Genomic DNA, 12,463 nt, shown 5'->3' with positions numbered 1-12,463 from the left:
ACCTCCGTTGATTGAGCGTCAAAGACCGATCCGCCGCGGTGTTGGCCCCCACGGCGGATCGGTCAGGTCACGAATTACAGGATGTTGAATGGAATCGTGGTTACCAGGCGGAATTCGTTGATGTTGCCATCAGCCTGATTTTCGCTGGCGCGGTGCGTAGTGTAGGTCGCGCGGATCGCGGTGGCCTTGAGTGGGCCGGACTGTACAGCGTACGAAGTGCCGATGCCGTACTCATAGTGGGTTTCGCCGTCCATACCCAGCACGTCGCTATAAGCAGTGCCTTTGTATTTGGTACCGTCGATGTCCCAGCCGCGAGCCTGGTAGATGTTGAACTTCAAGCCTGGTACGCCGTATTCAGCCATGTTCAACACATAGCTCAGCTGCAGGGATTTCTCGTTCGGGCCGTTGAAGTCCGACAGCAGGGAGTTGGCCAGGAAGATGGCGTTGGTTTCGTTGACGTAGTCGAAGTATTCGTCGCCGTTTACATCCTGGTAAGCAACGCTAAAGCTGTGCGCTTTGTGAGTCGCGGTGAACGACAGACTGTAGGTGTCGTTGTCGATCGGGCCCAGTTTGCGGCTGCCGGAATCTTTGGTTTTGTAGTAGTTCAGGTTAGAGCTCAGGCCCAGTACGTCGGTGTCGCCCAGTTCATGGGTGAACGCGAAGTAGTACTGGTGCCAGAAGTCTTCAACGTTGGACGCATACAGACTGGTGGTCAGGCTCTCGAACGGTTTGTAGTCCACGCCTGCCATGTCAACACGATCTGCCGTCGCACCGTTACTGGCGTATGAAGAGCTGAACTTGGTCATGCTCTGTTCCATACGAGGCGATACGCGGTCGTAGCTACCCGCCTGGAAGGACAGGTTGTTGAACTCGTCGCTTTTCAGCGTCACACCGTTGAAGCTCGATGGCAATGCGCGGTTACCGATGAACGCCAGTACGGGCGTGTTCACTGACTGGCGGCCTGCGGTCAGCGTGGTGTTGGAAACACGCGCTGTGATGTTGGCAAGACCTGCCTTGCTCCATTGACCCACTGCGTCACCGTCGCTGTCAGCCAGAGTACGGTTGGAGCTTCTGATGAAGTGATCCTGATCCCGGTCCAGTGCAATCGCGTTGTACAGTGCCAGCTCAGTGGAGAAGCCAACAACGCCCTGGGTGAAACCGGAGGTGTAGTTGACGATGGTGCCTTGTTGCCAGTTGATACGACGCGGGGTCGTTTTGGTAACGCCGTCCTTCTGGTAAGTGTATTCGCTATCCCTGCGACGCAGTTCGTTGGCATACCAGTTGCGAGTCGTACCGGTCAGGTGTGAATCCTCAATGAAACCACCCGCCTCACCCTGTGCACTTTTCGAGCTCAGTTGAGTTGGCACAAATGCCTGACTGACGGGTTCTGCCTGGACCATTGCGCTCAATGAAGCAATAGACAAAGCGACTGCTGCGGTACTGACTTTTCTCACGATTGAAGCTCCCTTTACTACTTTATAGTTGCCAGTTTTTTTGGTCTGGCTCTGGTTGTATGAGGCTTTTTTTGCCCCGTTTTTTTTGGATACATCTGCTAACAAAACGAATTTCTGGAACGGTGATACTCACCGCCCTTGGTAAAGGGCAGTGAGTTTCTGTTAGTAGTTTGCTTAGTCGGCGACGCTGACGCCGGTGAAAGTATTACGTCCGAACGGGCTGACTTTGAAACCCTGCACTTCTTTACGCAGCGGCTGGTTGACCGTGGAGTGAGCGATCGGTGTGATCGGCACTTGCTGTTTCAAGTATTGCTGGGCCTGTTTGTACAGGTCGGTACGCTTCTCTCTATCTGCGGTGGCGACAGCCGCCTTGACCAGTGCATCGTATTTCTCGTCGCACCACATCGAGTAGTTGTTACCGCCGATGGCCGCACAGCTGTACAGCGTGCCCATCCAGTTGTCCGGATCACCATTGTCGCCAGTCCAGCCGATCAGCGAGATATCGTGCTCGCCCGCCTTGGTACGCTTGAGGTATTCGCCCCACTCGTAGCTGACGATCTTGACCTTGATGCCCACCTTGGCCCAGTCGGCCTGGAGCATTTCAGCCATCAGTTTCGCGTTAGGGTTGTAAGGACGTTGTACCGGCATTGCCCAGAGGGTCAGCTCGGTACCTTCCTTGATGCCCGCAGCGCGCAGCAGTTCTTTGGCTTTTTCGGGGTTGTAAGGGTTGTCCTTGATGGTCTCGTCGTAAGACCACTGGGTCGGCGGCATGGCATTGACTGCCAGTTGGCCAGCGCCCTGATACACGGCGTTGATGATGGCTTGCTTGTTGACGGCCATGTCCAGCGCCTGACGTACTTCCAGTTTGCCCAATGGCTCATGGCGTACGTTGTAGGAGATGTAACCCAGGTTGAAGCCAGCCTGTTCCATTACCTTCAGGTCTTTGTCTTCTTTCAGCTTCTGGATATCGGCGGGGCGTGGGTTGAGCGAAACCTGGCACTCGTTGGCCTTGAGCTTCTGCATCCGTACCGAGGCGTCGGTATTGATCGCGAAAATCAGGTTGTCGATTTTCACGCGGCTCGGGTCCCAGAACTCCTTGTTGCCCTTGTAGCGAATTTGCGAGTCTTTCTGGTAGCGCTGGAATACGAACGCGCCGGTACCGATTGGCTTCTGGTTGATGTCGTGCAGGTTGCCGGACTTCATCAACTGATCGGCGTATTCGGCGGAAAGAATCGAGGCGAAGTTCATCGCGACGTTCTGGATGAACGCAGCATCAACCTTGTTCAGGGTGAAGACCACGGTCAGCGGATCGGTTTTTTCCACCGACTTGATGTTCTTGTTCAGGCCCATGCCGTTGAAGTACGGGAATTCGGTCGGGTAAGCGACACGAAACGGGTGATCCTGTTTGAGCATGCGATTGAACGTGAACAGCACGTCATCGGCATTGAATTCGCGTGTTGGCTTGAAGTACGGCGTGGTATGGAACTTCACCCCTTCGCGCAAATGGAAGGTGTAGGTCAGGCCGTCTTCGGACACATCCCACTTGGTGGCCAGTGCCGGAATGACTGCAGTGCTGCCTTGTTCGAATTCGGTCAGGCGGTTGTAGATCGGTTCGGCGGCGTCGTTATCGGTGCCGGCCGTGTACTGGGCGATGTCGAAACCTGCAGGGCTGCCTTCCGAGCAAAACACCAGATTGCTTGCGGCTTGAGCCGCAGGCGTCATGGCCAGCAAACCAAGGCTGAACAACGACGACATGGCAATGGTTTTACGCATGATGATCCTTATCCTTCAAGTGAGTAGTAAATGCCCAACAACTGCCAGGCAAAGCATTACCTGCAAGCTGGAAGCCTTCTCGACTGCTCAGTAACAAAATGAAATAGCTTGGTCCGCGCCCTCGAAGGTATGTCCGTTGGGCGAGACTGTATGTAGTACCTGATGCCTAAAAGTGCGTAGGAAACTTCTGTATGTAGTTAGCGCAGTTTATGTAGGAGCTGCCGAAGGCTGCGATGGCGCTATATCTGACGCACCGCGATTCGCAGCCTTCGGCAGCTCCTACAAAACTTGTGCAACTAACTTTATTTAACCGACGAATGGAAATAACTGCGCTGTACTACAGCGCAGTTATTTGACCTTACTTGCCGGTAACGCTAACGCCGTAGAACGAGTTCAGACCAAACGGGCTGATCTTGAAGTCCTGTACGGTAGTGCGCATTGGTTGGTAAACCGTTGAGTGCGCGATAGGCGTCATTGGCACGGCCTCTTTGAGGAGGTGCTGTGCCTGTTTATACAGTTCAGTGCGCTTGGCCTGATCGGTGGTTTCCTTGGCCTGGTGGATCAAGGTATCGAACGGCTTGTCACACCATTTGGCAAAGTTGTTGCCGTTGATGGCGTCACAGCCAAACAGGGTGCCGAGCCAGTTGTCCGGGTCACCGTTGTCACCGCTCCAGCCAATGAGCATTGCGCCGTTTTCACCGGCTTTGGCGCGCTTGATGTACTCGCCCCACTCATAGCTGACGATCTTGGCGTTGATACCGATTTTCTTCCAGTCGGACTGGAGCATCTCGGCCATCAGTTTGGCGTTCGGGTTGTAAGGACGCTGAACCGGCATCGCCCACAGGGTGATTTCGGTGCCTTCCTTGATGCCGGCCTGCTTGAGCAAGGCCTTGGCTTTTTCAACGTCGAACGGTGCGTCTTTGATGGTGGTGTCGTAAGACCACTGGGTTGGCGGCATGGCGTTTACAGCCAGTTGGCCCGCGCCCTGATACACCGCATCAATGATGCCTTGCTTGTTCACGGCCATGTCCAGCGCCTGACGAACTTCTTTAATGGCCAGTGGGTTTGGCTGATCGCTACCCTTGATCTTGTCCATCGTGTTGTAGGCGATGTAACCCAGGTTGAAGCCTGCCTGATCCGGCATCTTCAGGTCCTTGTCGGCCTTGAGTGGAGCAAGGTCGGCAGGGCGCGGGTAAGCGGTGATCTGGCATTCGCCTTTCTTGAGCTTCTGCGCACGAACCGAAGCATCGGTAGTGATGGCGAAGATCAGGTTGTCGATTTTGACGTCTTCAGGCTTCCAGTAGTCCTTGTTGCCGGTGTAACGGATGTTGGAGTCTTTCTGGTAGCTCTTGAATACGAAAGGACCGGTGCCGATAGGCTGCTGATTGATCAGCTCCGGCTTGCCTTCCTTGAGCAGCTTGTCAGCGTATTCAGCAGACTGGATGGAGGCGAAGCTCATGGCCAGGTTCTGGATGAAAGCCGCGTCGACTGTGCCTAGCGTCATTTTGACCGTGTGGGCATCAACCTTCTCGATCTTGGTGATGTTGGTGTCCATCGCCATGTCGGTGAAATACGGGAATTCGGTCGGATAGGCTTTGCGGTACGGCATATCCTTGTCGATCATGCGATTGAACGTGAACAGCACGTCATCAGCATTGAATTCGCGGGTTGGCTTGAAGTACGGGGTGGTGTGGAACTTGACGCCTTCACGCAGGTGGAAGGTGTAAGTCAGGCCATCCGGGGATACGTCCCAGCTGGTGGCCAGGCCTGGTACGACAGCGGTGCCGCCACGTTCGAACTGGCTCAAACGGTTGAAAACCGTTTCCGCTGCTGCGTCGAAGTCAGTACCAGTGGTGTATTGGCCTGGGTCGAAACCGGCCGGGCTGCCTTCGGAGCAGAACACGAGGTTCGATGCCGCTTGAGCGAAAGGAGCTGCAGTGATCAAGCCTGCACTGAGTAGAAACGGAATGACCGCGTGTTTGAGCATGGTGGCCTCAGGTTGTTGTCATTTTTAAAATAGAGGATCTGACCTTGTGAGCCGATCTTGCCGATACTTATGCAGGGGCCATACCCAAAGCAACACGTTGACGTCAGAGAAGTATCAAAGTGTGGCACGACCGTACAGGAATGTCGCATAAGTGTAATTTCTGACGCATTTGATCGTTTGCGCGTCGCATTCGGGAAGGTTTTGCGCACCAATCGTGCGCAGTCAAACGTGTTGAATGCACTCGATTGGCGCGGCAGTGTTACCAATTTTTCGAATGGTCCGGTTATTTGGTCAGGCTTACACCATAAAACGGTGTCAGGCCGAAGGGGCTTAGTTTGAAGTCCTGTACTTCCTTGCGCATCGGCTGGAAGACCCGGGAATTGGCAATCGGTGTAATCGGTACTTGTGCCTTGAGGATCTGCTGCGCCTGTTGATACAGCTTGATGCGCTCGTCGCGGTCCGTGGTCAGCTTGGCTTTTTGTACAAGCTTGTCGTAGGCGGGGTCGCACCACTTCGCGTAGTTGCTGCCTTTGACGGCTGCGCAGCTGTACAACACACCGAGCCAGTTGTCCGGGTCGCCGTTGTCACCCGTCCAGCCGTAGATCATTGCATCGTGCTCGCCAGCCTTGGCGCGCTTGATGTACTCGCCCCACTCATAACTGACGATATTGGCTTTGATGCCGACCTTGGCCCAATCGGCCTGAATCATCTGGGCCGACATGCGTGCGTTGGGGTTGGACGCGCGTTGCACGGTCATTGCCCACAGATTGATCTGCGTACCCGGCGCGATCCCGGCTTCCTTGAGAAGCTGTTTGGCTTTTACCGGATCGTGCGGTGCATCCTTGATAGTCGGGTCATAACTCCATTGTCCCGGGGGAATGGCGTTCTGGGCGAGTTGCCCGGCACTTTGGTAAACGGCCTTGATGATCGCCGGTTTATCAATGGCCATGTCCAGCGCCTGGCGCACCTTGAGTTGATCCAGGGGCGGATGGGTCACGTTATAGGCCAGGAAACCGAGGTTGAAGCCCGGCTGGCTAATGACTTTGAGGTTTGGATCCTTCTCCATCTGCTCAATGTCCTGCGGACGCGGATAACCGCTGACCTGGCACTCGCCTGCCTTGAGTTTCTGCAGGCGAACCGCTGCATCGCCGTTGATGGAGAAGATCAAGTGATCAAGTTTCACATCTTCAGGTTTCCAGTAGGCGGTATTGGCGTCATAGCGAATCTGTGCATCTTTCTGGTAGCGCTTGAAGACGAAGGGGCCCGTGCCAATCGGCTTCTGATTGAGCTCTTCGGCTTTGCCCTGCTTGAGCAACTGGCCCGCATATTCAGCCGACTGCACCGACGCAAAGCTCATGGCCAGGTTCTGCACGAACGCTGCATCGACGTTGTTCAGGTTGAACTTCACGGTCTGGTCGTCGATTTTCTCGACGCTCTTGATCGTGGTGTTCATTCCCATATCGGTGAAATACGGAGACTCAGACGGGTATGCCTTGCGGAACGGGTGGTTGGCGTCCAGCAGGCGCTGGAAGGTGAACAATACGTCGTCGGCGTTGAAGTCCCGGGTCGGGGTGAAGTAATCAGTGGTGTGGAACTTGACGCCGGGACGCAGGTGAAAGGTGTACGTCAGGCCGTCGCTTGAAACATCCCATTTTGTGGCCAGCCCAGGCTCGACTTCGGTACCGCCGCGCTTGAACTGCGTCAGGCGGTTGAACACCGTTTCTGCCGAGGCATCGAAGTCTGTGCCGCTGGTGTACTGGCTAGGGTCAAAGCCTGCGGGACTGGCTTCGGAGCAATAGACCAGCGTGCTGGCAGCGTGAGCCAATGGCGCGCAGGCCAGAAGGGCGGAGGTCAAAAGCAGTGGTTTGAATACATGTTTTCCCATGGAACCCTCGCGAGTGCGGCAGTGGCTGCCTGACTTTCATCAGGCAGTTGGACAGCGCAGGATGTCGTACTGTCCGGTTGCTCACAAGCGTCGCATGTCGAGAGTCGAAATTGCTCCCGGTAACTGTTTTAAGCCTCTGTGCTACTGCCCATCGTCTTGACGCTTTGACGCTGTTTTATCTCTGCGCCATCTTTGAGCCCGATGGCGCCCCCGAGCTCCTTGAGATAGTCCCACGAATTTAGACTGTCTTTCGCGAAGGCCTGGAACCTCTTGTGTGTTACTTCCAGAAGTTCCTGATGCACTCTTTCGAGGTCGGTCAAAGAGCTGGCGCGTTTTATGAGCTCGGGGTTTTTGCTCGCCCAGTCGAGAAAAATATCGTCCAGCAGGTAGGTGTCTTCCGGGTGCACGAAATAGCGCAGGGCGATATCGGTCGGTTTCATCTCCGAGCCAAATCGCCAGTAATTGAGCATGGCGCCCGCCACCTGCCTTATGGCGCTCGATGCGCAGCTAGCTGCCAGTTTGTGCAGCGGATGATCAGCATGATCTTTGGATAACTGGGAGTGCGTGGGGTCTGTGGAGCCGGTTTGATGAGGGTCCGACCCGGTATGGGTCTGTATATCGTCGATACTGTTGCCGATGATTTGCAGTATTCCCTGGAAGATCGTGCTGTAGGCATTGCCCGCTAAACGCAAGGGGCTGGAGATGACCCAGTAGTAGAGCTCAAGCAGATTGAAGCCGGGAATGGCGCTGGCCTTGTCCCGGGCGGCAAGGAAATCTTGAAACGTTTCCAGCAACCACGCTTCGTCGTGTTCATTGAGCAGAATCAGCAGCATTTGCTCCGAATCGGAGCGAGCACCGGGTTTAGTCGGGGTAAATGTCCATATCTCGGCAGGGGACAGGATCTTGGCAATGGGGCCTGCCAGGCTGGCGATTATGTCAGTGCCTCCAAATGTACCGGTTACCACTGGTAGCTTGTGTTTGCAGTCAGCCGGCCCCGTCCAGGGCAGTACGCCTTTATGATTCAGGGCAATGAGGTTCAACTCGACGAAGTTGGAATGAGCAAAAAAGTCTTCGAGTATATGCAGCGCTCCGCCCAGCTTGCGTAAACCTTCCGGGGTGTAACCCTCTTTCATGGCGGCGAACAGCTCCCTGTACATCTTCGCGGCCGAGCGATGTATGTAGGACTTCATCGATGTGTCGTAGTCGACTTCCAGCAGTGGATCATCTTCCAGCACCCAGGCTTCAAACTCCGGATCGCGCTCAGTGGGATCCGCCGGATAGGGATTTTTGACTTTCGGGTTGTCGATGTGATGGCTCGGACGGTAGACCCCCAGTTTCTGCTCGGTCACTCTGTAGCTGGAACTGTCTTGGGCCCTTAACTCGGGAAATTTTCTGGCGGCCATTACATCGACCACCGCGGTCAGGGCTTCGCGCGACATGACAGCGGGGAAGTCTTTCTTCTGATCTTTGCCCCGGACGATCTTGGGATCCAGTAATTGCGCATGATCCCGAAGCCAGTTACCGAAATACATGGCTCGCAGGTCTTCTTTGGCAAAGCCAATCGCCTCCAGGCCCGCTTCGATTCGTTCGTGACTGAAGAGGCCGTTGCCGCTGCCATCTGCTTCAAATGCTTCGTGCTCGGGATCCATCGTGTCGCTCTCCAGTCGCACGATGTCACTCTGTCTCTCCCGTACCGCTTGCATGCCTTGGGCGTAATTGATTTTGATGACGTGTTCGGCTTTATCTTCCTCGATGTAGAGGCCGAGGATCAGATCGTCTTCTTCCGGCAGCCCGGCACCTGCCATGTGCAACGCAAAGCGGGCGCCTTCTTCGCCGGCGGAATCCGAACGCAGGGGCGGTGTGTTGGCCGTGTGACGAGGGGCAATGTCCCGGCGGATTACATCGTCCATGTGGTGGCCGAACTCATGAAGCAACACGGCCAGCAGCTCCCAGGCGGCGTCGGGGTGTTCGACGATGTGCTGCATCGCCGCCGCATGAATCCTGATTGTCCGGTCGCGGTTGTTGTAATCGGCCGGATAGGTACCCGACGAGACGATCTCGTAACGAGGCAGGGGGATGGTCTCTGCGATCAGGGCCTTTTGCAGTTCCAGGTACACCCTGGGGTGGATGTCCACGCCAAAAATAGTCGCCATTTCCATGATGAATCGAGGCGCAGCGTGCGTAAGGGCCAGCCGGGTCAGGAGCGTCAGGGCAAAGGTGCTGTCCAGCCGCTGGCGGCTCGTGCCTGATGAAGAGGCGTATGTGTCTTTGTCGACCGCCTTGCTGCCATGCATCAGGTGATTAATGTAGCGGGTGTTTTTTTTCGGTGAGGCAGTTTGAGGATTCATCCGTGAGTCCTTGGAGGTGTACAGACGCATAAGGTCGCGTCGTATTGAAATGATGTGGGTGAGGCCGGATGAAGTTTACAGACGAGTCCTGACCGAAAAAGCAGGAGACGCCCTCAATTGCTGTAGGCGGGGGATTCAAGCGGGGTACGAGCGGTGAGCGATGATCTTCAGAGTGGGCGGCAACCTGGGGCTGCCGCCCGCTTATCAGGCGACGGCCATCAAGGGATGGCGACTTCGATCACGCCATCGGCAGTCACCGTTACATCGCTGGTGCCCGCTTCGATGTCAGGCGTCGGCGCTGCTGCATCTTCGCGAGCTGCTTTCATCATCATGACGGGCGCACGCAGATAGGGCTGTGGGTAACCGGACGTGTTGAAGTTCAGGTTGACCACTTTGTAGCCTGTCCCGCCCAATGCCTCGGTGACCAACTGGGCGCGTGCGCGAAATGCCGTAACGGCTTCCTTGAGCAGCGTGTCTTCACTGGCCTTGCGTGTAGGTTTGGAGATCGAGAAGTCCATACCGCCCATCTTCATGTCACCGAGCAGTTCGCCGGTCAACTTGGACAGTGCCGCGAAGTCGGCGCTTTCCAGGCGTAGCTCGGCGCGCTCGCGCCAGCCGGTGATCTTCTGGCCTTTGTCGTCGTAGATCGGGTAGCTGTTGCGATTACCTTGGCGGATGGTGACATCCTTGACCTGGCGGGCCTGGCCAAGTGCCTTGTTGAGGGTTTCGGTAATTTCGGCAGCCAGTTTGGCCGGGTCGGTATTCTGCGCTTCGCTGTAAAGCGTGACGTTCATCAGGTCACGGGTGACTTCCTGATTGACCTCCGCATGTACAGAAACCTGGTTGTAGTTAACGCTGTCTGCCAGGGCTGGGACGCTGGTCAGGGCAGCGGCGCCGAGGGCGAGCAGGGCGGCGGTGGGGCGAAGGCTGAACATTGAAAACTCCTTGTTATGAGGCATGTCGTTGTCGAACAGGCCAGCACCGCAGGTTGGTGCGGCGCAAAGCCTTAAGACTGTGAATAAAGAATGTGGTTCCGGCAGCGTCATGGCTGCCTGCCACCTAATCGCCGAAACGAAAGGTAAATTATTCATGAAACCTGTGGTGGTTTGACGCAGTTTGCGCAGTTTTTGTTGTTGCTTGGTTATACTCGCTTCGATTCGCCTGGAGCACTCATCAGGAGAGCTCATGCTCGCCCCCGTTCAAATGTTGTCCGCTACGCGCCAGAACCTCTGGCGTCTGACCTTTATCCGTACGCTGGTACTGGCTGCTCAGGCCGGTTCTGTGGGTATTGCGTACCTGTTTCATTTATTGCCGCTGCCGTGGATGCAACTGGCGATCACCCTTGGTTTCTCGATGATCTGGTGTGCGGTGACGGCCGTTCGCCTGCGCACGTCGTTGCCGGTGACCGAGCAAGAGTACGCCGTGCAGTTGGCTTTCGACCTGTTTATCCACAGCGCGCTGTTGTATTACTCGGGTGGGTCGACCAACCCCTTCGTTTCTTACTACCTTGTTCCGCTGACCATTGCTGCTGTGACGCTGCCATGGCGCTATTCGCTGATGCTGTCGGGCATCGCGCTGGCGCTGTACAGCTGGCTGATGGGGCATTCCTTCCCGCTGGACACCTATCCGATCTCCCGGGAAAACATGCAGGTCTATGGCATGTGGCTGAGCTTTGCCCTGGCGGCGGCAGTCATCACTTTTTTTGCGGCAAAGATGGCCGAGGAGTTGCGGCGTCAGGAGCAACTGCGCGCCGAACGCCGTGAAGAGGGGCTGCGCGATCAGCAACTGCTGGCGGTGGCGACTCAAGCAGCCGGTGCGGCCCATGAACTGGGCACACCGCTGGCGACCATGAGCGTACTGCTCAAGGAAATGCGCCAGGACCACAAGGACCCGGCATTGCAGGATGATCTGGAAGTTCTTCAGGAACAGGTCAAACAGTGCAAGCAGACCCTGCAGCAACTGGTGCGCGCCGCAGAGGCCAACCGTCGTCTGGCAGTGGAAATGCAGACTGTCAGCCATTGGCTCAATGAAGCGCTTGATCGCTGGCATTTGATGCGCCCTGAGGCCAGCTATCGGTTTCAGTTGCTGGGCAAAGATTCGGCGCCCATGCTTGCGCCGCCGCCCGACCTGACCCAGGCGCTGCTCAACCTGCTAAATAACGCTGCCGATGCCTGCCCCGAAGGGCTGGAAGTGAACCTGAACTGGGACAGTACAGAAATCTGTATCAGCATCCGCGACCATGGGCCCGGCGTGCCATTGGCAATTGCCGAACAAATCGGTAAACCTTTCTTTACGACCAAAGGTAAAGGCTTCGGCCTCGGCCTTTTTTTGAGCAAGGCCAGCGTGACCCGCGCAGGTGGCTCGGTAAAACTCTACAGTCATGAGGATGGCGGCACACTCACCGAGTTGCGCCTGCCCCGTGACGCCCGAGGAGATGATGTATGAGCGATGAAACCCAGGTTGAAGGCGAAGAGCTGCCGCATCTGTTGCTGGTTGATGATGACGCCACTTTCACCCGCGTGATGGCACGGGCAATGTCCCGTCGCGGTTTCCGTGTGAGTACGGCCAGTTCCGCCGAAGAAGGTTTGATCCTGGCTCAATCGGACATTCCTGAATTCGCTGCGCTGGACCTGAAAATGGATGGCGATTCCGGTCTGGTGCTGCTGCCCAAACTGCTGGAACTGGACCCTGACATGCGCGTGGTGATCCTCACCGGTTATTCGAGCATTGCCACGGCGGTCGAGGCCATCAAGCGCGGTGCCTGCAACTACCTGTGCAAACCCGCCGATGCCGACGATGTGCTGGCGGCGCTGTTGTCGCAGCATTCGGACCTGGACACGCTGGTGCCGGACAACCCGATGTCGGTTGACCGTTTGCAGTGGGAGCACATTCAGCGGGTGCTGACCGAGCACGAAGGCAATATTTCCGCTACCGCCAGGGCGCTGGGCATGCACCGCCGCACCTTGCAGCGCAAATTGCAGAAACGCCCCGTGCGCCGCTAACCGTTACTGTTTGT

8 protein-coding genes are annotated in these 12,463 nt (G+C 56.2%); 2 read left to right on the top strand and 6 right to left on the bottom strand.

The features are described 5' to 3' along the window. Positions 1-74 precede the first annotated feature (74 nt). From EE949_RS25135 to EE949_RS25110, 6 genes are all read right to left on the bottom strand, one after another. Positions 75-1,454 (bottom strand): OprD family porin, encoded by a 1,380-nt coding sequence (locus EE949_RS25135; protein ID WP_122666776.1) that lies wholly within the window; start codon positions 1,452-1,454, stop codon positions 75-77. 174 nt (positions 1,455-1,628) lie between these two features. Beyond that, the gene (locus tag EE949_RS25130; RefSeq protein WP_122666775.1) at positions 1,629-3,227 is read right to left on the bottom strand and encodes an ABC transporter substrate-binding protein; all 1,599 of its coding nucleotides are present in this window, start codon (positions 3,225-3,227) and stop codon (positions 1,629-1,631) included. Positions 3,228-3,585: 358 nt separating this feature from the next. Continuing rightward, positions 3,586-5,214 carry an ABC transporter substrate-binding protein gene (locus EE949_RS25125; RefSeq protein WP_122666774.1) on the bottom strand — a complete coding sequence of 543 codons (1,629 nt, stop codon included), beginning with the start codon at positions 5,212-5,214 and terminating at the stop codon, positions 3,586-3,588. A 283-nt stretch (positions 5,215-5,497) separates the two neighbouring features. Beyond that, positions 5,498-7,099 carry an ABC transporter substrate-binding protein gene (locus EE949_RS25120; protein WP_122666773.1) on the bottom strand — a complete coding sequence of 534 codons (1,602 nt, stop codon included), beginning with the start codon at positions 7,097-7,099 and terminating at the stop codon, positions 5,498-5,500. A gap of 128 nt (positions 7,100-7,227) precedes the next feature. Next, positions 7,228-9,447, bottom strand: coding sequence for an HET-C-related protein (locus EE949_RS25115; protein ID WP_162873998.1), 2,220 nt, complete (start codon positions 9,445-9,447; stop codon positions 7,228-7,230). Positions 9,448-9,665: 218 nt separating this feature from the next. Beyond that, entirely contained in the window at positions 9,666-10,382 is a 717-nt protein-coding gene (locus tag EE949_RS25110; RefSeq protein WP_122666771.1) for an SIMPL domain-containing protein, read from the bottom strand. 250 nt (positions 10,383-10,632) lie between these two features. Between EE949_RS25110 and EE949_RS25105 the strand changes: the two genes are divergently transcribed. Beyond that, the gene (locus tag EE949_RS25105; RefSeq protein WP_122666770.1) at positions 10,633-11,892 is read left to right on the top strand and encodes an ATP-binding protein; all 1,260 of its coding nucleotides are present in this window, start codon (positions 10,633-10,635) and stop codon (positions 11,890-11,892) included. Then, positions 11,889-12,449, top strand: coding sequence for a response regulator transcription factor (locus EE949_RS25100; protein WP_122666769.1), 561 nt, complete (start codon positions 11,889-11,891; stop codon positions 12,447-12,449). Before EE949_RS25105 ends, EE949_RS25100 begins: the two co-directional genes overlap by 4 nt. Positions 12,450-12,463: the final 14 nt, after the last annotated feature.

The organism is Pseudomonas viridiflava (assembly GCF_900602065.1).
Lineage (GTDB): Bacteria > Pseudomonadota > Gammaproteobacteria > Pseudomonadales > Pseudomonadaceae > Aquipseudomonas.
This window is presented reverse-complemented; position numbering and strand designations above follow the sequence as displayed.